The sequence below is a fragment of the Halioxenophilus sp. WMMB6 genome (assembly GCF_033283405.1).
GTDB lineage: Bacteria > Pseudomonadota > Gammaproteobacteria > Pseudomonadales > Cellvibrionaceae > Halioxenophilus.
Genome location: NZ_JAWMQR010000004.1, coordinates 12,782 through 34,894 on the forward strand (window position 1 = coordinate 12,782; position 22,113 = coordinate 34,894).

Below are 22,113 nucleotides of genomic sequence, written 5' to 3' on the forward strand. Positions count from 1 at the left end.
ACTAGGCTTTAGCTCCAAACTTTAACCGAAGTTTTGCAAATAGCGGTTGCAAATGTCCCTTATCCCTTTTCATGCTGGTTGTAGTCTGCGTGCGCTCTTTCAGCACGAGAAATCCATCCGCCAAGCCAACACCAATAAAACTTTTAATCTTATCCAGCTCAATGCCAGTTAAATCTGATAGATGTTCGGCAGTTATCACCTGCTTAATAAGCAGTGCGCATATACGCGCGGCACCGGGAAATTCAGCCATGACGTCAATCGGCGGCCACCGCCGCAAGTGATAAGCATACTCGACAGCCCGGTGATCTTCGGCAAATTCGTGGGCACTGGAAGTGACTTCCAGGTCTGCCAGGCACTTCAAAATCGAGGCAGCTCTTAATGGCTTTGCCAAGGTTAGATAGCCATTGTTCAAACGTCGATTACCGTAAGCAATAACGCGATCGCAATTTGGCTCGACAGCTGTAATCAATTTGTCGTCAGTAAAGTTGTCCACATCGACAACAGAAACCTGAGCGTTACCGCTGCTGATCACTGCCCAGTGATCCTCTGTTTTATTCGATAGCAGAGAAAGTAGGCTGGTAAAAACCAGCTCATCATTTTTACTAAAGCCACACAGTTTAATGGTTCTATTCATTCAACCTGCCACAAAAAATAACCGGCCGTCACCAACAAACAACGGTCCCACTGTCTTCGATAAAAATGAGATATTTTGCTTAGATTCTTTCACTATCGAACAACCTTTAAACTCAGCTTTGTTCGATTGTGACGACCCGCACAGAGCACTTTGTATAGCGTAGTATGTTTTTTGAATAAGTGTTAAAGATCGCTTTTACCTCACTGTGTTAAAAAAAGCCGAAGCATATAATTTTGTCGCACCAATCCTTTTAGCAACAAAAAAACCTTAGGTTTAATAACTACGGAAAATAAAATTCAGCCTGATAGATTCAAAAAATACTTAAAAAAATATAACCATTGCTTATATATTTTTCCGTCCTGAGCGATAACAGACACACATTTGTAACTTTTCGCGCCAACCTTCGTCATTTGTTGTATTAGCAACAATCCGAAAGGCAGAAAATACTTGTTTTTCAATCTGTTAGCTTAGGTACAACCATTGCAATCAGCTCCCGGGCACTTTATGACTCTATTGGGAGATGGCAATGAAACTACACCTTGAGCGAAGCGTGGCTCTGGCACTATTTGAACGCTTCCCAGAAACACAACACTGGCAGGAACAACTAAAGTTAGCTGGGCGAGTCGAGGTGGACCCACAGTCACTCAGCCGGGACAACCTGGGTTTTCTGGCGACGACTTACGAAGCTACAAATGCAAATAAACACGCCACTGTCCAAGCCTTGCTCAACATAAAAGATCAAGCCCCGTCGGCGGTGGAAAACCTGGAAGAGTTTCTGGTTGAAGTCATCACCTACATCACAACCAATACAACGCGCGGCTGGCTCTTCCTTCCTGACGGTGGCGGATCACTACTTCCCTATGTTGTCAGCCGAATCGATTTCACCTCCGCCAGCGGTGAAGACCAGGCTCGAATTCTTATTGAAATTAAAGCCAACAGTCGTGGCAAACTGGCCAACACACAAATCATTATAACCGAGCGCGACCTCACGCCCGGTGGCAACCCAGCCACGCTACTGCTCGAAAAAGGTTATGTAAAAGAGACCGAGCTGCTGCTGCAACAATATGATTTGGCCGACGAACTCTATCGCGAGTGGCGCTCAGCCAGTGGTGAACAGTTCTCAGGCCTAGGTACGGGGATCTATGCAGAAGACCCGTCGTCCAACACCCGCAACAACGACTGGACGCGCAAGCCCCGAGTTATCTTGTCAACCACCGGCTCACCTGCCCGACTGGTTAACGACGAAGCCATACTCACCAATCGCGAACTGACTCTGGAGCAGTCCAAACAGATCCTGCGCCCCATTCTTAAAAAGATGGATCGCACCTCCCCGTTTCATATCGCGACTGAAAAGGCGATTTTGGCACTCAGTGAGGCGATGACATCCGATGCCTTTAGCGTAATACCCATGCACGGATTCATCCTGCTCTTTCACCTAGAGCTGCACCATCACCTCTGGGTGCATGTCGATAATTTAAAACCTTATGTTTATCAACCAGAGTTAAAAGATAAGCTGGTGCTCCCCGTCGAACATGTCGAGCTGATCGACATCCTCACCGCGGAGATGGAACTGCTGATGGAAGACATCGTTGAGGGGAAATCGGGCGGTACCACCGTGTTGTGCAGTGGCCCTCCCGGGGTAGGTAAAACACTCACGGCGGAGGTCTACGCGGAGATTATTCACCGGCCACTCTATCGGGTGCACTCGGGCCAACTGGGCCTCAATGTGGCCGAGATGGAGGCCAACTTAAAAGAGGTACTGATTCGTGCGCAACGTTGGGGCGCGGTTATGTTGATCGATGAAGCGGACGTTTATATTAAACGCCGGGACGACAACCTCACCATGAATGCGGTTGTGGGGGTGTTTTTGCGCGTGCTGGAATATTTCAACGGCCTGCTGTTTATGACCACCAACCGTATTGATGATATCGACGAAGCCATCATTTCCCGCTGTATTGCCATGATTCGTTATCAGTCACCGACCCGTGAGGAGCGTGCCCGAATCTGGGAGGTGATGTCACAACAATTTGGCCTGCCATTGGCCGAGGGAATGCACAACACGCTGGCCGACTACTTCCCAAAAACCAGCGGGCGTGACATTAAAGGCTTGGCAAAACTGGTGGCCCGTTTTTGCCAATACCGTTCAACAGCGGCCGATCTCACCATATTCGAGCATTGCGCCAAATTCCGCGCAATTGAGTCCGTACAAATGGACTAGCCCTCTCCCGGCACTAAACCTGCCGGGAGAGTTTCAATGATAATCTGCAAAGAATTGCTGTTTACCACTCGCCGCTATTGGGCATGGACGCCCAAGGCTCTTCCGCTGGCAGTGCCTCTCCTGCCTGTATCAATTCAATAGAGATATTATCCGGTGTGCGCACAAAGGCCATATGACCATCGCGCGGTGGCCGATTGATGGTTACACCAAGCGCTATCAAATGGCGACAGGTTTCGTAGATATCTGCAACCGCATAGGCCAAGTGGCCAAAATTACGCCCACCGGTGTAGTTTTCCGGATCCCAATTATAGGTAAGTTCCACCATAGGTGCCTTGTTTTCCCGAGCGGCCGCTTCGTCTTCGGAGGCCGCCAGAAACACCAAGGTGAAGCGCCCGGTGCTACTTTCGTGCCGATTAATTTCGACCATGCCCAATCCTTTGCAAAAGAACTCCAGGGACGCATCCAGGTCGGATACCCGGACCATAGTGTGCAAATAACGCATGCAAACCTCTCATTTTGTTTTAAATCAAGAATTACCAATTCAAGCGCACAGCCATCCTGAAAAAAATAGCTTGAGTAGCGCTTTTTAATCCAGATCAATATTGCCAGAATCGGCATGGGTATTCTCCTCGCCAATAACCAACACAGCAAAAGAGAGAATACCCGATGAAAATGGCTAATAAGTTTTTAACTCTTACCACAGCCGCTTCAGCATTAGCCCTATCCTCTATGGCAATGGCCTATGAACCCGGCGAAATCAGTCTGCGGGTTGGTGCTACGCATGTGGCTCCCGATGCCTCCAGCGACGCCGTTAAATTAAATGGCACCGCCCTACCCGCCAAGGTGGATGTCGACTCCAACACCCAACTCGGCCTGACGGTTGAATATTTTGTCACCCAGAATTTTGGTGTTGAACTGCTGGCCGCCACCCCGTTTGAACACACCGCTGAAGGTAAGGGCGCGCTCGCCGGCCTGGACATCGCCGATGTTAAACAGCTGCCACCTACGCTGAGTGCGGTTTACCACTTTAATCCCATTGGCGATTTCCAACCCTATGTGGGTGCCGGCCTTAACTATACTATTTTCTTTAGCGAAGACATGAGTAGCGATTTAGAAGCCGCACTCGGCACCGGCGGCGATGTTAGCCTGGACAACTCCTTTGGTTACGCTTTGCAAGCCGGTTTTGACTTCCACTTAAATGACAAATGGCTGCTCAACGCATCCGTCCGTTACATCGATATCTCCACCACCGCGGATATCGATCTGGACACGGGCGATAAAGTTTCTGTGGATGTTGATATCGATCCGTTCGTCTACACCCTCTCCGCCGGTTACCGTTTTTAATTAACGGCGCGAAGACGCCAACAAAACAGGCTGTGGTGCTGTTACCTTTGTCGATCTCCCGACAAAGATAGTAAGCTCAGTGAATAGCACGCTGATATACAGCCTTACGCCCCACAATAGGTTTACGTGGGGCGTCTCCTTACGGGTTCACTTGCCGAGCCGCCTGCGTTTATAGTCACAAACGTTCCCTACCACCAATAAACTTGTCCCTTTTTGCCCACAAATTTGGCTATTTTTGCCTCTAGGCTAGACGACAGCAAGCCGGTATTATTTCGCCTCATTCCTTGTATCACAGCTGTAATTCCCACTATGAGTCAACCTATCTGGTTTCAAACCCCCACCTCAGATCACCTGCAAACCATCCGCACCGGCACCATCGAAGAATCACTCGGCATTGAAATTACCGAAATTGGTCCGGACTATATTCGCGGCACGCTCCCCGCGGACCAGCGCACCTTCCAACCCACCGGCCGTATTCATGGCGGAGCCAATGTCGTTCTGGCCGAGTCACTGGGCAGCCTGGGGGCAAACCTGGTGGTGGACCAGACTCAATATGTCTGCTTTGGTATGGAGGTCAATGCCAATCACCTGCGCGGTGTCAGCCAAGGCAAGGTGACCGGCACCGCCAGACCGCTTCACCTGGGCAAGACTACCCACGTGTGGGAGATTAAGATTCACGACGATGACGACCAACTCACCTGTATCTCACGGTTGACCATGGCGGTGGTACGCAGATAAGCGGCTCGCTCATCCCCACCAAACGGCTCTAAGCGTCCATATACCACGCGCATAAATGTGTAGTCGCGGCTGAATTGGTCCCGCAAGCCCAAGCCATACCGGGCTCACGACCACCCATCTACCGGCGTTAGCGCTCGAGTTAATTTCAGACCAATAAAAAAGCCCCGTTGTTAACGGGGCTTTAGCGTTATTAATTGTAAGCGGGAGAATTACATTCCCTTGGCCAGTTTTGCTTTGCGAACCAATTGCACAAATTCCGTGCGATAGCCGTAGGCATCATCACCCTTGTTAGCCTGAGCCAAGCCCAGAGCATCGTCGTAACTCCAATTTCCAGTGTATTGTCCACCACGCAACAGCTGGGCAAAGCCGGCAACGGCGGTGGCAAAATTAGCTTCCCGGCGCAGCAGCTCACTGGTATTGCCACCTTTAATTAAAATCGGCTGCTGAATCAGCTGCGAGTTATCGTCACCCGGCAGTTTATAGCGTAACTTTAAGAAGCCGTATTCGTCGCCTTTATCGGCCACTGGCTGCTCACCCGGCTGGTAGCGGCTGTCGTCAATCAGCGACGAATCACTACCCACCGGAGTAATTTCATAGATGGCGGTGACAGTGTGACCGGCACCGATATCTCCTGCATCGACCTTATCATTGTTGAAATCCTCCTGCTTAAGCAGACGCGATTCAAACCCCAACAGACGATACTCCGCCACCGTTACCGGATTAAACTCCACCTGAATTTTTACATCCTTGGCGATGGTGAACAGCGTCGATGTAGCCTGGTGCACCAATACCTTTTGCGCTTCGCTCAGGGTATCGATATAGGCCGCCACACCGTTGCCATTTTGCGCCAGGTTTTGCATCAGATTATCGTGATAATTGCCCTGCCCAAAACCCAATACCGAGAGATAAATGCCTTTATCACGCTTGCGTTCAATAAAATCGGTGAGTGCGGAGTGATCGGTAATACCAACATTAAAATCGCCATCGGTTGCTAAAATAACCCGATTAACCGCTTTATCATCGTACTGCGATTCCGCCAGTTGATAGGCAAGCTGAATCCCTTCGCCACCGGCGGTGGAGCCACCGGCTGTGAGTTGATTTAACGCCTGCACAATTTTCTCCCTTTCACGCACAGCGGTCGGCTCCAACACGGTACCCGCGGCACCGGCGTAAACCACAATCGCGACGCTGTCGTCCTGGTTTAACTGTGATAACAACAACTCCATAGACTGCTTTACCAACGGCAGTTTATCGGGCTGACTCATGGAGCCGGAGACATCCAACAAAAAAACCAGGTTCGATTTAGGCAACTGCTCACGCGGCAGTTCGTAGCCTTTAATTCCAATCTGAATCAATTTATTACCGGCCCGCCAGGGGGAATCCTGCACAACCACCGAGGTGCTGAACGGCACTTTCTTGCTCTCCGGCAAGGGATATTGGTAATCAAAATAGTTAACCATCTCCTCCAACCGAACAGCGTCTTTCTGGGGTAGGACGCCGTTGTTCAACATACGTCGCACAAAACTGTAGGAAGCGGTATCCACATCCACCGAAAAGGTCGACACCGGGCTCTCGGCAACCCGCTGAACCGGGTTGCTATCTAACTCATTGAATTCATCATCCCCCGCCAGCCCGCTCGCCGGTGGCACTATGGCATTATCCTCCATCAGCATTGGTGCGGGCATGCTGGTGACCAGCGGCGATTGTGACGGCGCCGCCATCACCATTTTGCGCTCCTCGGCCTGCTTTCTCTGGGCCATGACGATCTCCGCTTGCCGCTGGCGCTCCACAGAGGCACGAGCGGCGAGATCGGCTTCGCTAGGACCAGCACTGACATCGGCCATTGCTTCAGCCATTTCTGGCGCCTCCCGTCCCGGAGCCGGTTCGGCCGCGACAACCACCTCTTCCAACACTCGCTCCCGCTCCACTCCCGGTGCGGTTGTAATCAGCTCCGGTTGCGTTACCCGCACCAGCACAAAAGTCACCGCGATTAAACTCACGCTCGCGAACGCGCCACTAACCAGCCACTGTTTTTTCATGTCGAACACCTCAGTTAATTGTTGCGTGAGGGTTTGACGTAAGCGCGGCCAAAATCCTTGGCGGTCTTTTATTTCAACGCTTTCAGCTTCTGCCGAAGTTTGAGTTGGCTTATTGTTACCAGCTAATGCAGATTCTCCCGCCTCTGCGTGAGATTCAGCAAAAGCCTGCATGGCCAGCCGACGCGCCTTTTCCCGCGCATCTTTCGCAGGCTCGGGGGTAGTTTGCAACAGTTTTTCCAGGTCATTGAAAGGCTGATCCGAATTACTCATGGTCGCCTCCTAATTGTTCAGTTAACACTTTGCGCACCTGATGAATTCGCCAGGATATCGTCGACTCTTGCACCGCTAATACCTCGGCCGCTTCCCGATGGGAGAAACCCTCGCCTAACACCAGTATCACCGCTTCGCGAAAGCCCTCGCCCAGTTCAGCCACTCGGGCAATCAACTGCTGCAACAACACCCCATTGAAACCCGCCTGGCTGTCGCCGGTTTCCGGTTCAATGGTTTCAGCTTGTGCAACAGGGTGATGGCGCTGATTGCTGCGTTGCCAATCAATCGCGGTATTGACCACCAGCCGATAGAGCCAGGTGGTGAAGGCGGCATCGAATTGAAATTGGCCAATCGATTTAGCCAGTTTAATCGACGCCACTTGGGTGATGTCTTCGGCATCGGCCACATTGCCGCTCCACTTCAAGGCGTAGCGGTACATGGTGCCATAACAGTGGTCAAACACCTGGGCAAAGGCGGCTTGGTCCCCCTTTTGGGCGGCTCGCAGCCAGGCGTCCAACTCAGACGGTGGTGACATAATTGAGGTCATCTCGCGCAGTTCTACTTTCGAAAGTATGGGTTAGACGGCCAAACCTAAAAATTCCTTGGTGATAGATTAAAAAAGTTTAGCGACCAATAGCTCAACACGGGATGACAGGCAAAAAAAGGCCGGCACGAGGCCGGCTAAAAATTTGGTAAATACAGCTACTACAACAGGGACAGAGGGTCGGTGTAGTCATACCCGAGAGATTCCGCCACCGCGCGATAGGTGACCTTGCCTTCGTAGATATTCAATCCGGCCAGCAGATGAGCATCATCCTTCAACGCCTGGCTGATACCTTTATTGGCCAGCTGCAACGCAAACGGCAGGGTGGCGTTGGTGAGAGCCATGGTGGAAGTGCGCGCAACACCGCCCGGCATGTTGGTGACGCAGTAGTGAATAACACCGTCCACCTCATAGGTGGGATGCTCATGGGAGGTTGGCTTGGAGGTGGCAAAGCAGCCGCCCTGGTCAATCGCCACATCCACCACCACAGCACCCTTCTTCATGCCGGCGACCATCTCGCGGGTCAGCAGTTTGGGGGCCGCCGCACCGGGAATCAGCACCGCGCCAATGACCAGGTCCGCACGGCTGGAGTACTCTTCGATGGCATCCACAGTGGAGTAGACACACTGAATACGGCCGGCAAACTCACTATCCAACTGACGCAAGCGCGGCAGAGAGCGGTCGACAATAGTCACGCTGGCGCCCAGGCCCACAGCCATACGGGCCGCCTGAGTACCGACAACGCCACCACCAATAATCAACACTTCCGCCGGCGCAACCCCGGGTACACCGCCTAGCAGAGTGCCCAAGCCACCCTGGGCCTTCTCTAAGTGGTGCGCGCCTGCCTGAATAGACATGCGACCGGCCACCTCCGACATGGGCGCCAACAGCGGCAGACCACCACCGGGGGCAGTCACCGTTTCGTAGGCAATGCAGCGTGCACCGGACTCAATCAACAGCTGAGTCTGCTCCGGATCCGGAGCCAAGTGCAGGTAGGTAAAAAGAATCTGGCCGGGACGCAGCTTGCGGCACTCGATCGGCTGCGGCTCCTTCACCTTCACCACCATTTCGGCGGTGGTAAAAATCTCATCGGCACCGCCAACAATGGTGGCACCGGCGGCGGTGTAGAGTTCATCACCAAAGCCAATGGCGGCACCGCCCTGAGTCTCCACCATCACCTGATGGCCGGCCGCCACCAACTCTCTCACGCCCGCGGGAGTCAGGCCGACACGATACTCGTGATTTTTGATTTCCTTGGGTACACCGATCAGCATGGCAACATCCTCTATAAACAACTATGGCTAAGTGAGTAACAATTGATATGCCTATTTTATTGAGATATATGCAGGTGTTTTCACTATTTTTAGTGCCAAATTAGGTAGATCAACGTATATTTTCCATTGCCGACTGGCTCCAACCAGCGAAATTCACTAGCCCTGCCGTCCGGAGGCCCCCACTGTGTTTGAACTCGATAAAATCGACCGCAGCATCGTCCGTATTCTGCAAAAAGAGGGGCGCATCACCCACGCCGAACTCTCCCGGCGCGTGGGCCTAAGTACCACCCCCTGCGTGGAACGGGTTAAGAAACTGGAAAAAGAGGGGGTGATTCGCGGCTACACCGCCTTAATCAACCCCCACTACCTGAAAGCAGACCTGGTGGTGTTTATCAATATCCGGCTGGCGCGCACCCCCAAAACCATATTCGACCAGTTTCGCGAAGCGGCCAAAGCACTGGCCGAAGTACAGGAGTGCTACCTGGTCTCCGGCAGCTTCGACTATCTACTTAAAGCGCGCGTGCAGGATATGCGCGCCTACCGCAAATTTTATGGCGAGACGCTGCTCACGTTGCCTGGGGTCGTGGAGTGCACCAGCTATGTGGTGATGGAGGAGGTGAAAGATACCCTGGAGATACCCGTCAGTTACAGCAGCTAAGCCAAGAGCTGCAGGCTATATTTAGCCAGCAGGTAAACGGCCATCAGCCCGGAAAAGAGTACCGTCGCCCCCTTGACGATTTTCGGCTGCCGCAGAAAACCGGCAAAGTGCGAGGCATAAAAACCAGCCACCAAGCCGGGCAACAACTGCACCGCCAGCAGAACCTCCTGCCAGGTTAGACGGCCGATCAAAAACAGGGCGGCCAGTGACATCAGGCAGCCAACCAGGAAAAAGGTGGACAGATTAGCCAGTGTCTGACGCGGCGACAGAGAGTGGAACAGCAGCGCCACCGGTGGCCCGCCCACCGCCACCACGGTACCACTCAGGCCCGCGATATAACCACACACCGAACCGGTAAGGACATTGATCGGCAAGCGCAAGCGCAGCACCGTCAGCACCACGGCCAGTAACAGCAGTAACGCAAACACCAAGCCAAACATCGCTTCATTGATAACCGCCATGATCAGTGCCGCCGAAACCACACCAAACGCCTGCCCAACAATAGGCCAGCGCACCAGTCGAAAAGAGAGGTCAGCACGGTTGGCCACCAGGATAACCGAGGTCAGCAGGGTCGACAGTAAAATCAACGGCGCGGGCAGGTAGCCGGGTTCGACCAGAAAGATAAGCGGTGCGCACACCACCCCCAAACCAAAGCCGATTAACCCCTGAACGAAGGCACCGAGAAAAATCACGGCATTTAACAGTAAGATTTCGGTCATAATAGCGACTGTGGTGCTCCGTTTGTTTTGTCAGAGGTTGGTGCTTGCTGGTTAACAGCCGAGTTTAGAAACAGACCAGATGAGAGAATGGGAAGTTGAGTGCACTACACTATGGTGTCCAGATCACACGCAGCCAAAGCACAATGCCCCAGCAGTGGCAACCAGCAAGAAGAGAGAGTAGTACGATTTTAATTGAAGGAAGTGAACACCGAACCGGGGCAATGGGGACACAAACCAACAGTGGCAGCTTAAGCCTCCTATCAAGCGATGGCAAATTCCCACCGCCGGCAACCAAACAGTACTTAGCTCTATACTGCACCACCGCCAGGGCTTCCCGCCGCAGCGACTTGTCGCCAGTTGCTAAGCCCAGCCAAGCCTTGCCCAAGCCCCTACTAGATAAGGGCTATCTGCCGCCTATGCTAGCCTCGCCGAGACGGCAAGTGAGGCGCAACAAGCCACTAATATCGAAATCACTCAGCGACAGTTATTGCGTGCCAGTAACTAAATCTGCGGTAAATTTCGATGCAATGACCAAGCAGAGATTGTAAGCAGACCGTGCAGATTCAGAGCAGACAAATCCTTAGCCACGATAAGATCTACTACCCAGGGCTGGTCTTGGTGTTCATCTACGGCGCCCTTTACCTGACCCTGGATACCCTGCCGGGTTATGCCAGCAAATTGTTAGTGCTTTTTACTGCCTACGCCGTATTGACCAGAAAAAGCTACACCCAAAAGCAAGCCATTTTGTGGCTATTCTATGGCACTATCGTCCTACAGCTGATCAGCTGGGGGGCAACCACCGTCTTTTTACCGCATATGGCCGACCCAACGTCACCCAAAGTGAACCGAATGGGCGCCTGGTTTATGCTGATTCCCATCGCCTTTTTCACGCGCCACCACACAAGCCACCCGTTCATCTTATGGTCCATCGCCCTGCTTGCCCTGTTACTCACGCCATGGAGCACCGGCGGTGGCAACGCTGAAATTTTGCGAGCGTTGCACCACGAACGCATCGATTTCAACCTGCGCAATGCCGAGCACATGGGAATGCTGTTTGGCACTGGCGTCATTGGCCTTACAGCCTTCAGCTATCGCTGCCTGATCCTCGCCAGAAAGCACAAGCTACTATGGCTGACACCACTTTATCTGTTGGCCTGGCTGGCAACACTTCTGGCAGTATTGGCCAGCCAGACCAGAGCCGTCTGGTTTTCGCTCGCCATAACCTTGGCCTGTGGTTTCATCTGGTTAGTGTGGCGAGCGATCATTGCTTGGCGCGAAGGCAACCGCCGCACCCTCCGGCTCACCGCCTACTCTCTGGCCGTCGCCGTAGCGGTGATTGGAATTTTTAGCGTACTGTTTGCCGATGTGGTCCAAACACGAATCGATGAGATGGAACCTACAAAGCTGATTAACCTTGTCCAAAACCCAGAGCAGGCAGCGGAACAGAGCGTACGGGTGAGGCTGGCAACCTGGCAGGAGGCCCTACGCTGGATCCGGCAGCGACCGGTTTTAGGTTGGGGAGGCAAGGGACGAGCGGCGGTGGTTCAAGCCACATCACAGTTGAACGAGCAAGAAAAGCAGGGATTCAACCACCTGCACAACAGCTACCTGGACATTGCCGTCAACTTCGGAGTGGCCGGTCTGGTGCTACTTTTCCTGCTGCTGGGCTATATCACCCGTACAGTTTACCAACGGGTGCAGTCTGGAGGCTTGGCAAGCGACCTATTACTATTTTGGTGCCTGTTCCTTGTCTATTGGCTGATCGTCAATCTATTTGAATCCTATATGTTCTTTGGTACCGGCAGCTATGCTCTGGGGATTATCGCCGGCGGTGTATTATCCCTATGCTGGAAAACCTCAACGCCTGGGACAGAAGAGACCGACTCTATTAGAATACCGGCACCTAGTAACGAATAGATCTCATGCTCAGTTATTTTTTGAAAAAACGCCTCAAAAAGCACGACAACCTCAACAATGTTGCCATTAAAAGCCTAATTCAAGCGGCTCTGCTGCAACAATCTGCGCTTAGCAGTAACGAACCGGGCATTGGCAACAACAAACCCCATAATATTGTGGTTTCACTAACCTCCTTCGGTCTGCGCATCGAAGATGTTTACCTGTGCATTGAAAGCCTGTTTAGCCAGTCTCTCAAGGCCGATCACATTGTGCTCTGGCTATCCCGGGAGAACTTCCCTGATGAACGTCTCCCCGAACTACTGCACAAGCAGCAACAGCGGGGACTAACCATCAATTTTGTTGATGAAGATTTCGGCCCTTACAAAAAGTACGTTTACAGTTTCAAACAATTTCCAGACAGTCTCATCATCACCGTCGACGACGACATTCTCTACCCGGTAGAGATGATCGATATGCTCTACCGCGGCTACCTCAAAGCACCACAGCATATCTACTGTCACCGAGGCCATCGCATTGTCACCAACGGCAAGGGCGGCGTGAAACCCTACCACGCCTGGGAATTTGGCCATGTCGATAGCAACCCATCCCTGCTGACCTTTCCCACCGGTATGGGCGGCGTACTCTACCCGCCCGGCTCACTGCACGACGATGCCTTCAATGCAGAGCGTTTTTTAGCGCTGAGTCCGCGCGCTGATGATATCTGGCTAAAGGCAATGAGCCTTAAGCAAGGCACCAAGTGCGTAAAAATTGCCGACCCCCGGCCGTGGAAGGAGCGCTTTTTAATTATTCCTGGGCCCAAGCAGGCGGCACTTTCACGCGAAAACCGGCGGAGCAAAGGCGGCAATGATGACAAAATCAAAGCCACCTTTTCTGCCTACAATCTATACGAGCGGCTGCAGGATTAAACACTCAGGCTAGAGCTCCCTTGAGTGGTCACTCTCAGCCCTGCGCCATCGACCATCAGCCAAGTGCGCCACTGCAACTAACCCCATAAGCCGCCTTTAACGCTCTGCCACAAACCAACCCCACTGATAACCAGCAGCGCCACCCCCAACACCTGCATAAAGCGTTTAGTGTCGGTGTTGATCAGCCAGCGGTGCAGTTTTAAACCGAACAGATGGCCCACTGCGGCACAGGGCAACAGCCAAAGGTGGTGAATCAGTTGCAGGTCGACACCGGCAATCAGGAAGGCGGTCATCTTGATGGAAACCAACACAATCCAGAGTACAAACAGCGTATCGCGCAGCTGCTGTTTGGCGACGTGGTTGACGAACACCGCAATAATCAGCGGTGCCCCCACCAGTGAAGTACCACTGATATACCCACCCAACATCAAGAACAGAACATCCACCCACGGGTGTTTGCTTTTCAGTGGTTTATTCAACACATAGGTGATCGAGTAGATGGCGATAATGGTGTAGATCACCGCGGTCATCACCGTGTTCGGTAGAACAATCACACCAAACACCCCCACCAGCTTCGGCACAAGCATGATCGCCAAAGCCCGCCTCAGGTAACCCCAGTCGACCGTGCCCTCAGCCCGCTCACCCGCACGCGCCATAAGCAGCTGTCGATTGTTTTGCCAAACGGTTAGGCCGGCAAAGACCAACAGGTGCACAGAGATAATCGGCAGAAAGACCAGTGGTTTATTAAGGATGAGCAGCAAGAACGGCAGCGCCATTACCGAGCCGCCAAAGCCCAAACCGGAGCGGACCACGCCACTCCAAACGAAGATGAGGCCGATGAGCACCAACTGCCAAAGGGATAGATCAGACATGCTACTACTGCTTACTGAACGAGACCGGCCCGGGCCGGATTAAACGGTGGGTTGCGTACCAGTGACCCTGGCGCGGATGGAATCGATATCCGCTCGCGGCGTCGCCGCAAACAGCGTTTGAGTATAGGCGTGCTGGGGGTTGGCAAACACCGCATCGCGGCTGCCATACTCCACTACCTCGCCAAAATACATCACCAACACCTCATCGGCGATATATTTCACCACCGACAGATCGTGGCTGATAAAGACATAGGTGAGGTCGAGCTCCTCTTGCAGATCAGCCAGCAGGTTTAAAATCTGCGCCTGCACGGAGAGGTCCAGCGCCGAAACCGGTTCATCCAGCACCAACAGCCGTGGCGTCAGCATTAAGGCGCGGGCGATGGCGATGCGCTGGCGCTGGCCACCGGAGAACATATGCGGGTAACGGTGGTAGTGCTCAGCACCCAGCCCCACCTTCTCCAGCATAGCCATGGCCAGCCCTTTTCGCTCGGCCTTGGTTTTGTTGGTATTCAACAGCAGTGGCTCCTCCAGCACCTTGCCTATCTTCTGGCGCGGGTTGAGGGAACCGTAGGGGTTTTGAAAAACAATCTGCACCTTGCGACGCAGCGCAGGCGTCAGCTTTTGGCGGGCAATCGCCACCGCCTCACCATCAATCAACAGTTCGCCGCTGGTGGCCGGGTCGATCAGGGTCAGTATTCTGGCAAGCGTCGATTTACCACAGCCCGACTCACCGACAATGGCCAGGGTTTTACCCTGCGCCAACTTGAAACTGACCCCCTTGAGTGCCCGCACTGTCTCTCTCTGGCCAAAGAAGCCTTTGGCAACCGAGTAATCGCGGGTCAGATTATTGGCCTCCAACACCCACTCACTCATACGGCGGCCTCATTAAAGTCAGCGACGGTGGGCAGGCGGTCGCCGGTGGCGTTCTCCGGCAGTGCCGCTAAGAGCGCCCGGGTGTAGGGGTGGCTGGGTGACTCAAACAGCGGTAACACGTCGGCCTCTTCCATAATTTTGCCCTTGTACTGCACCACCACGCGGTCAGCGGTAGTGGCCACCACCCCCATGTCGTGGGTGATCATAATCAGCCCCATGCCGGTTTGGCTCTGCAGGTTTAACAGCAGCTCTAAAATCTGCTTTTGAATGGTCACATCCAGAGCGGTGGTGGGCTCATCGGCAATCAGTAGGCGCGGGTTACAGGCGAGCGCCATGGCGATCATTACCCGCTGGCACTGGCCACCGGAGAGCTGGTGCGGGTAGCTTGCCAACCGCGATTTGGGATCGGGAATGCCAACCTCGTTGAGCAGCTCCAGGCAGCGCGCCTTGCGCGCCTTGCGCGACAGATCGGTGTGCGCCTTGAGCGCCTCTTCCAGCTGAAAGGCCACGCTAAAGCAGGGGTTGAGCGAGGCGATCGGCTCCTGAAAAATCATCGCCATTTCGCGGCCGATCAGCTGCCGTCGCTGCTTGGCCGTCAGCGCCTGCAGATCGCGGCCATCAAACAGTAGCTTATCAGCGGTCACCGTGGCGCTCTCGGGCAAGAGCCCCATCAAGGCCAGCATGGCCACCGATTTCCCCGAGCCGGATTCACCGACAATGGCCACCACCTCGCCGGAATCAACCCGGTAACTCACCCCATCCAGGGCGCGGAAAGCACCGCCGGCGGTGGCAAAGTCAACGGTTAGGTTTTCAATTTCAAGCAGTGCCATATCAACTCCGTTTGAGCTTCGGATCGAGGGCATCGCGCAGGCCATCCCCAAACAGGTTGATGGCCAATACCGTAATCAGAATCGCCACCCCTGGTAGCGTCACCACCCACCAGGCGCGCAAAATAAACTCCCGCGCCTCGGCCAGCATAGTGCCCCACTCCGGTGTCGGTGGCTGTGCCCCCATCCCCAGAAAGCCCAGCGCGGCGGCGTCCAGAATAGCGGCGGAAAACGAGAGCGTAGCCTGCACAATCAGCGGGGCCAGGCAGTTGGGCAGAATGGTGTGAACCATCAAGCGTAAATGGCCACTGCCGGCCACCCGCGCGGCAACGACATATTCCCGGTTGGCCTCGGCCAATACCGCCGCCCGGGTAAGGCGCACAAAGTGTGGTTGAAAGACCAGGGCGATAGCGATCATGGCGTTGAGCAGGCCCGGCCCCAACACCGCCACCAGCACCAGCGCCAACAGCAGTGACGGGAAGGCCAGAATAATGTCCATGATGCGCATGATGAGCGCATCGACCCATCCCTTACAGTAGCCGGCCACCAGCCCTAAAATCACGCCCCCGGCCAGAGCGATCGATACCACCACGCAGCCAATAAAGAGCGAGTAGCGGGCACCGTAAATCAACCGGGAGAGAATATCCCGGCCGACGGCATCGGTGCCCAACAGGAAGCTGCTGGAGCCCCCCTCCTGCCAGACCGGCGGCGTCAGGAAGTTCTCGCGGTACTGAAAATCGGGGGCATGGGGGGCAAGTAGCGGCGCCAACAGGGCGACCACCACCAACAGAATAAACAGCGCCAGGCCCACCACAGCCCCCTTGTTCTGGCTAAAGTAGAACCAAAACTCGCGCAGCGCAGAGCGCTCGTTTGCGGCCCTACTGCTGGCAGCCTCTTTGACACTGGTCGCCGTTGCCATGGGTTAACTTCGAATCCTTGGGTTGATAAGGCCGTAGAGCAGGTCCACCGTCAGATTGACCAGCATGATGATTCCGGCAATCAGCAGTAGCGCTCCCTGCACCACAAAGTAGTCGCGGCGGGTGATGGAGTCGACCAGCCACTTGCCGATGCCCGGCCAGGAGAAGATGGTCTCCGTTAAAATAGCACCGGCAAGCAGCACCCCCACCTGCAAACCGATAGTGGTCACCACCGGGATGAGTGCGTTGCGCAGGGCGTGCACGCCAATCACCCGCATGGGCGAGAGGCCCTTGGCACGGGCGGTGCGCACATAATCCTCGCCCATCACCTCAAGCATCGCCGAGCGGGTCTGCCGGGCAATCACCGCCAGCGGAATGGTTGCCAAAACAATGGAGGGCAGAATCAGGTGCTGCAGGGCCGAGAGGAAAGCCCCCTCCTCATCCGACAGGAGCGTGTCGATTAACATAAAGCCGGTCACCGGCTCCACCCAGAACATCAGTGAGATGCGGCCCGATACCGGTGTCCAGCCGAGGGTGCCGGAGAAGAGGATAATAAGCAGCAACCCCCACCAGAAGATGGGCATGGAATAGCCCACCAGAGCACCGCCCATGATGACCTGATCCACCACACTGCCGCGCTTGCTGGCGGCAATCACCCCCAGCGGCACCCCCAGCAGTACGGCAATCAAAATGGCACAGAGCGACAGCTCCACCGTGGCGGGAAAGAGCGCCAGAAATTCATCAAGTACCGGTTTTTTCGATGCGAAGGAGGTGCCCAGGTCACCGTGCAGAAGATTGCCGAGATAGTCGAAATATTGCTGCCAGAGTGGCTTATCGAAGCCCATCTGCTGCTGCAGCTCCAACTTGCGCTCGGCACTGATGCCCCGCTCGCCGGCGAGCAGCTCCAGCGGGTCGCCGGGCAGCAGACGGATAAAGGAGAAGGCCACCAGCGTGACCCCCAAAAAGGTGGGCACCAAAACGGCCAGACGCGACAACAGAAAGCGGATCACTGCAGGCTGCTACTCGATGTCAACACCGTCGAAGCGATGGTAACCAAGTGGATCGATAACAAAGTTCTTCACCCGCTTGGACATCGGCATAAACACCACAGAGTGGGCGATAGTGGCCCAGGGCGCCTGCTCTTTGAACAGCAACTGCGCCTGTTTATAGAGCTCTGCCCGGTCAGCCTGATTGGGCAGCGTGCGCGCCTTTTTAATCAGCGCATCGAACTCGGCATTACACCACTGTGCCCGGTTGGCACCGCCCACGCCATCGCAGCTGAGCAACACGCCGAGGAAGTTGTCCGGATCGCCGTTGTCGCCGGTCCAGCCCATAAGAATGGCACCGTCGCGATCCACCTCTTTGGAGCGGGCCAGATACTCACCCCACTCGTAGGAGACGATGCTGACCTTCACGCCAATCTTGGCGAAGTCGGCTTGAATCAGCTCGGCCATGCGCCGGGCATTGGGGTTGTACGGTCGCTGCACGGGCATCGCCCACACTTTCATCTCCAGATTGGATACCCCCGCTTCAGCCAGCAGCTGCTTGGCTTTTTCCGGGTTGTATTCATCGGCCGGGGTGGCCTCGTTGTAAGACCACATGGTGGGCGGAATGGGGTTTTTGGCGAGGCTGCCGGCCCCTTGGAAAACCGCATCCAAAATTGCCTGGCGGTTAATCGCCATACTCAGAGCACGGCGTACTTCGGGCTTGTCAAAGGGGGGTTGCTGGGTGTTGAAGGCCAGGTAGCCAACGTTCAGCCCTTGCAGCTCCGGCATTTTGAGGGAGGAGTCGTCGCGAATCAGTGCCACATCGGCCGGATTAGGGTAAGGGAGAATCTGGCACTCACCGGCCTTTAACTTTTGCAGGCGCACCGAGGCTTCAGTGGTAATGGCGAAGATCAGGTTATCGAGCGACTGTTTGCCGGCCCAGTAGTTGGGGTGGGCCCGGTAGCGGATCACCGCGTCCTTCTGATAGTTCACAAAGAAGAAGGGGCCAGTGCCCACCGGCTCCTGGTTTAACATCTCTTTACGCCCCTGAGCTGCCAGCTGATCGGCGTACTCTTTCGACATGATCGAGGCAAAATCCATCGCCAGGTTAGCCAGCATGGGCGCCTGCGGCGAGGCGAGAACCAATTTAACGGTGTAGTCATCAACCTTCACCACCGCCTTCAGCAGTTCAGGCATCGACATACCCTGAAAGTACTCCCAGGAGGTGCCAGGGGTGTATTGATGCCAGGGGTGGTTTGGGTCCAGCTGCCGCTGCAGGGAGAAGAGCACATCGTCGGCGTTGAAATCGCGGCTGGGGGTGAAGAAACGGGTCTTTTGGAACTTCACTCCGTGGCGCAGATGAAAGGTGTACTCCAGGCCATCGTCGGAGACCTCCCAGCGCTCGGCCAGGCCGGGCTCTATCTCAGTACTGCCGTGCACAAACTCAACCAATCGGTTGTAAATCGCCCTACTGGAGGCATCAAAAGTGGTACCTGAGGTGTAGAGCGCGGGGTCAAATCCCTCTGGCGAGCCTTCCGAGCAGTAAATTAAGGTCTTCGCGGCATAGGTTGAACAGCTCCAGACCAGCAGCGTGGCCAAACCCCAAATGCGCAGGTTGGTTAAATTCACGAAAGATTTCCTTACCAAAGTCGATTGATGAGTGATTCCGCCATGGTAGTAAAGTTCACCCACCACTGGCCACCCCGAAAGTAAACGCCCAGCGCCGGCCGATCATCGGCCGCTGCCACCATGATCATCGATGCTCGGCTTGGCGCCAGCTTCTATTATTGCCTGCCCAGATCAAGGACAGAGCCTGCACCCAGTAACCAAGCCAGTAACGACTTGTCCAGCAACAACAAGGCCAGCACAATTGCTGACCAGGTGGATAAAAACCGTTGAGCCAGTAAAGACGAGCCAAGTGCCCTCACCCTCACCACCAACATCATTGCCGGCAAGTTTGTCACACCAGCACTTCAGAGAATAGTCCTGAAAAAACAGAAAGTTAGCACCAACTTACTGATTGAGATCCAATTTCACGGGCTGCGGCAAGTTCGACCCATGGCCCCCTGAGGATACCCGAAGCTTGAAATTTCCTGACTACCTGGACAATATATGCCCCTGAAATCACACCGCACATAGCAACAACAATAAGAGTGGCGAGCCTGAATAACAGTAGCCAGCCAGGAGGGGATGGGGCGGAACGGCTTTTGCGAAGCTGAGCCCAATCATGCCACCAATTCAGGGACTTTATGATCTCAGCCAAGCGCTTTGCCCAGTTACCATCGCTTCTACTGACTATGGCCACACTGCCCGGCCTGCTCTCCTGCCGTCCGGAAACGACGGCCCAACCACCCGCTCCCCAAGCGTCGCCGGCGGAATTCGTCACTCGCATTCAGGATGAAATGGTCAACCTCTACCGCGAGGCGGAGACCGCCTATTGGGTACGGGCCACCTACATCACTCCCGACACCGCCCTGCTGGCCGCCAAGGCCGGCGAGCGGGAGTTAGCACTTACCAGCCGCGCCGTGGCCGAGGCCCGGCGCTTCGCCGGCGTAGAGATGGATAGCACCACCCGCCGCGCCATTGATCGAATTCTACTTGCCACCGCCATGCCCGCCCCCGACGACCCGGCCAAACAGGCCGAGCTGGCCACCATCGCCACCGACCTGGAGGGGCTGTACGGCGCCGGCAAAGCCTGCGATGCCGAGGGTAATTGCCGGCAACTACCCGAGCTGAAAAGCGTGCTGCGCAACTCTCGGGATTACGATGAGCAACTCCAGGCCTGGCTGGACTGGCGCACAATCTCCGTACCCATGCGCGCCAACTATCAGCGTTTTGTTGAACTCACCAACGATGGCGCGCGGGCGTTTGGCTACTCCGATGTGGGGGTCATGTGGAAGTCGGGCTACGACATGCCCGTGGCCGATTTCGAGCAAGAGGTGGAGCGCCTCTGGCAACAGGTGGCGCCGCTCTACAACAATTTGCACTGCTACGTGCGCTCGCGCCTATCCGACTTCTACGGCGCTGACCGGGTGCCGGAGCAGGGCACTATTCCCGCACACCTGCTGGGCGACATGTGGGCCCAGGACTGGAGCAACATCTATCCGCTGGTGGAGCCCTACCCAGGCGCCTCCGAGCTGAATGTCAGTAAAGCGCTGCAGAAGCAGGACTATACCCCCCTGGCCATGACCAAAATGGCCGAAGGCTTTTTTACCTCCCTGGGCCTACCCGAACTGCCAGAGAGCTTCTATCAGAACTCGCTGTTGCAGAAACCCAGAGACCGTGACGTCGTCTGCCACGCCAGCGCCTGGGATATGGACAACGGCAACGACCCACGCATCAAGCAGTGCGTGGAGCCCAACGCCGGCGAGCTGGCCACTCTGCACCACGAGCTGGGTCACATCTACTACTACCTGATGTACAAAAACCAGCCCTATCTCTTCAAAGGCGGTGCCCACGATGGCTTCCACGAAGCCATCGGCGACACTATCGTGCTGGCCATGACTCCGGCCTACCTGCAAAAGATGGGGCTGGTGGAAGCCACCAGTAACAGCTACCAAGCGACCATCAACGCCCAGATGAAAATGGCACTGGAGAAAATTGCCTTCCTCCCCTTCGGCAAACTGATCGACCAGTGGCGCTGGCAGGTCTTCTCCGGCGCCACTAGCGCTGAGCACTATAACCAGGACTGGTGGCAGTTGCGCGAACAGTACCAGGGGGTAAGTGCCCCAGTACCGCGTAGCGAGGCCGATTTCGACCCGGGGGCCAAGTACCACATCCCCGCCAACACCCCCTACACGCGCTATTTTCTGTCGTACATTATCCAATTCCAGTTTTATAAGGCCCTGTGTGAGACTGCCGGCGCGACCGGCCCGCTGCACGAGTGCTCCTACTATGGCAGCAAGGCCGCGGGTGACAAACTGGGCGCCATGCTGGCCATGGGCGCCAGCCAACCGTGGCCAGAGGCCATGGCCATGCTGACCGGTGACCGGCGTATGGATGCCGCGGCGCTGCAGGAGTACTTCCAGCCACTGACGACCTGGCTGGAGAGCCAAAACAGAGGCAAGCAGTGCGGCTGGTAACGAGCACCAAAGTGGTACCGCTGGCGCACCATTTTCTGTCAAAAACAGTGATTTAAAAGAGACAACTAGAAAACCACTTAAGCGAAAACTGAAATTCAGCCGGGAATCTCCGTTAAGCAACAGCTACCAAAGGGATTTTTCAGGCGCTTGGGAGTGAAAAATCTAAACCCTTGTTTTGTTTCAGTTAACCGGTTTATTAATCGACCAAAAAACGTTACATTGAGCGCCTATCGCACCTGATCACAACCCACTGGGGCGGCTTATCTGTCCAGAATATGGTGATCGGTGAAAACCGA

Annotated in this window: 19 protein-coding genes; 7 read left to right on the top strand and 12 right to left on the bottom strand. The window is 54.9% G+C overall.

Annotation, left to right across the window (positions count from 1 at the left end):
* Position 1: 1 nt before the first annotated feature.
* Positions 2 to 634 (bottom strand): hypothetical protein, encoded by a 633-nt coding sequence (locus tag SBL51_RS11880; protein ID WP_317931178.1) that lies wholly within the window; start codon positions 632 to 634, stop codon positions 2 to 4.
* Between the two features lie 526 nt (positions 635 to 1,160).
* Between SBL51_RS11880 and SBL51_RS11885 the strand changes: the two genes are divergently transcribed.
* Complete coding sequence (locus SBL51_RS11885; RefSeq protein WP_317931179.1) at positions 1,161 to 2,852, top strand: ATP-binding protein; 1,692 nt, start codon at positions 1,161 to 1,163, stop codon at positions 2,850 to 2,852.
* A 61-nt stretch (positions 2,853 to 2,913) separates the two neighbouring features.
* Here SBL51_RS11885 and SBL51_RS11890 read toward each other — a convergent pair whose 3' ends face one another.
* A complete protein-coding gene (locus SBL51_RS11890; protein WP_317931180.1) occupies positions 2,914 to 3,354 on the bottom strand; it encodes a VOC family protein in 441 nt (146 codons plus the stop codon).
* Positions 3,355 to 3,518: 164 nt separating this feature from the next.
* Between SBL51_RS11890 and SBL51_RS11895 the strand changes: the two genes are divergently transcribed.
* Positions 3,519 to 4,196: an OmpW/AlkL family protein gene (locus SBL51_RS11895; RefSeq protein ID WP_317931181.1), complete on the top strand. Its 678-nt coding sequence runs from the start codon at positions 3,519 to 3,521 to the stop codon at positions 4,194 to 4,196.
* Positions 4,197 to 4,505: 309 nt separating this feature from the next.
* Positions 4,506 to 4,934 (top strand): hotdog fold thioesterase, encoded by a 429-nt coding sequence (locus tag SBL51_RS11900; RefSeq protein ID WP_317931182.1) that lies wholly within the window; start codon positions 4,506 to 4,508, stop codon positions 4,932 to 4,934.
* A gap of 209 nt (positions 4,935 to 5,143) precedes the next feature.
* On the opposite strand, the gene SBL51_RS11905 is transcribed toward SBL51_RS11900, so the two are convergent.
* The 3 genes from SBL51_RS11905 to ald form a co-directional block, all read right to left on the bottom strand.
* Complete coding sequence (locus tag SBL51_RS11905) at positions 5,144 to 7,243, bottom strand: VWA domain-containing protein (protein ID WP_317931183.1); 2,100 nt, start codon at positions 7,241 to 7,243, stop codon at positions 5,144 to 5,146.
* On the bottom strand, positions 7,236 to 7,778 hold the full coding sequence (locus SBL51_RS11910; RefSeq protein WP_317931184.1) for an RNA polymerase sigma factor: 543 nt from the start codon (positions 7,776 to 7,778) through the stop codon (positions 7,236 to 7,238). Before SBL51_RS11910 ends, SBL51_RS11905 begins: the two co-directional genes overlap by 8 nt.
* A gap of 170 nt (positions 7,779 to 7,948) precedes the next feature.
* Positions 7,949 to 9,061 carry an alanine dehydrogenase gene (gene ald, locus SBL51_RS11915; protein ID WP_317931185.1) on the bottom strand — a complete coding sequence of 371 codons (1,113 nt, stop codon included), beginning with the start codon at positions 9,059 to 9,061 and terminating at the stop codon, positions 7,949 to 7,951.
* Positions 9,062 to 9,245: 184 nt separating this feature from the next.
* Between ald and SBL51_RS11920 the strand changes: the two genes are divergently transcribed.
* The gene (locus SBL51_RS11920) at positions 9,246 to 9,719 is read left to right on the top strand and encodes an Lrp/AsnC ligand binding domain-containing protein (protein WP_317931186.1); all 474 of its coding nucleotides are present in this window, start codon (positions 9,246 to 9,248) and stop codon (positions 9,717 to 9,719) included.
* On the opposite strand, the gene SBL51_RS11925 is transcribed toward SBL51_RS11920, so the two are convergent.
* Complete coding sequence (locus SBL51_RS11925) at positions 9,716 to 10,438, bottom strand: sulfite exporter TauE/SafE family protein (RefSeq protein ID WP_317931187.1); 723 nt, start codon at positions 10,436 to 10,438, stop codon at positions 9,716 to 9,718. The genes SBL51_RS11920 and SBL51_RS11925 overlap by 4 nt on opposite strands.
* A 555-nt stretch (positions 10,439 to 10,993) precedes the next feature.
* On the opposite strand from SBL51_RS11925, the gene SBL51_RS11930 reads away from it, so the two are divergent.
* On the top strand, positions 10,994 to 12,355 hold the full coding sequence (locus tag SBL51_RS11930; RefSeq protein WP_317931188.1) for an O-antigen ligase family protein: 1,362 nt from the start codon (positions 10,994 to 10,996) through the stop codon (positions 12,353 to 12,355).
* Positions 12,356 to 12,360: 5 nt separating this feature from the next.
* Positions 12,361 to 13,260, top strand: coding sequence for a hypothetical protein (locus SBL51_RS11935; protein ID WP_317931189.1), 900 nt, complete (start codon positions 12,361 to 12,363; stop codon positions 13,258 to 13,260).
* A 77-nt stretch (positions 13,261 to 13,337) separates the two neighbouring features.
* On the opposite strand, the gene SBL51_RS11940 is transcribed toward SBL51_RS11935, so the two are convergent.
* Genes SBL51_RS11940 through SBL51_RS11965 form a run of 6 tightly spaced genes read right to left on the bottom strand, consistent with a single transcriptional unit; the run spans position 13,338 to position 19,364 of the window.
* Entirely contained in the window at positions 13,338 to 14,132 is a 795-nt protein-coding gene (locus tag SBL51_RS11940) for a TSUP family transporter (protein WP_317931190.1), read from the bottom strand.
* Between the two features lie 39 nt (positions 14,133 to 14,171).
* The gene (locus SBL51_RS11945) at positions 14,172 to 15,005 is read right to left on the bottom strand and encodes a dipeptide ABC transporter ATP-binding protein (protein WP_317931191.1); all 834 of its coding nucleotides are present in this window, start codon (positions 15,003 to 15,005) and stop codon (positions 14,172 to 14,174) included.
* Positions 15,002 to 15,835, bottom strand: a complete 834-nt coding sequence (locus SBL51_RS11950; protein WP_317931192.1) for an ABC transporter ATP-binding protein — start codon at positions 15,833 to 15,835, stop codon at positions 15,002 to 15,004. The genes SBL51_RS11945 and SBL51_RS11950 overlap by 4 nt, the downstream gene beginning before the upstream one ends.
* Position 15,836: 1 nt before the next feature.
* Positions 15,837 to 16,751 carry an ABC transporter permease subunit gene (locus tag SBL51_RS11955; RefSeq protein ID WP_317931193.1) on the bottom strand — a complete coding sequence of 305 codons (915 nt, stop codon included), beginning with the start codon at positions 16,749 to 16,751 and terminating at the stop codon, positions 15,837 to 15,839.
* Between the two features lie 3 nt (positions 16,752 to 16,754).
* Positions 16,755 to 17,759 carry an ABC transporter permease subunit gene (locus tag SBL51_RS11960; RefSeq protein ID WP_317931194.1) on the bottom strand — a complete coding sequence of 335 codons (1,005 nt, stop codon included), beginning with the start codon at positions 17,757 to 17,759 and terminating at the stop codon, positions 16,755 to 16,757.
* A gap of 9 nt (positions 17,760 to 17,768) precedes the next feature.
* Positions 17,769 to 19,364 carry an ABC transporter substrate-binding protein gene (locus SBL51_RS11965; RefSeq protein WP_317931195.1) on the bottom strand — a complete coding sequence of 532 codons (1,596 nt, stop codon included), beginning with the start codon at positions 19,362 to 19,364 and terminating at the stop codon, positions 17,769 to 17,771.
* A 620-nt stretch (positions 19,365 to 19,984) separates the two neighbouring features.
* Here SBL51_RS11965 and SBL51_RS11970 point away from each other — a divergent pair.
* Positions 19,985 to 21,817 (top strand): M2 family metallopeptidase, encoded by a 1,833-nt coding sequence (locus SBL51_RS11970; RefSeq protein ID WP_317931196.1) that lies wholly within the window; start codon positions 19,985 to 19,987, stop codon positions 21,815 to 21,817.
* The last annotated feature ends 296 nt before the right edge of the window (positions 21,818 to 22,113 follow it).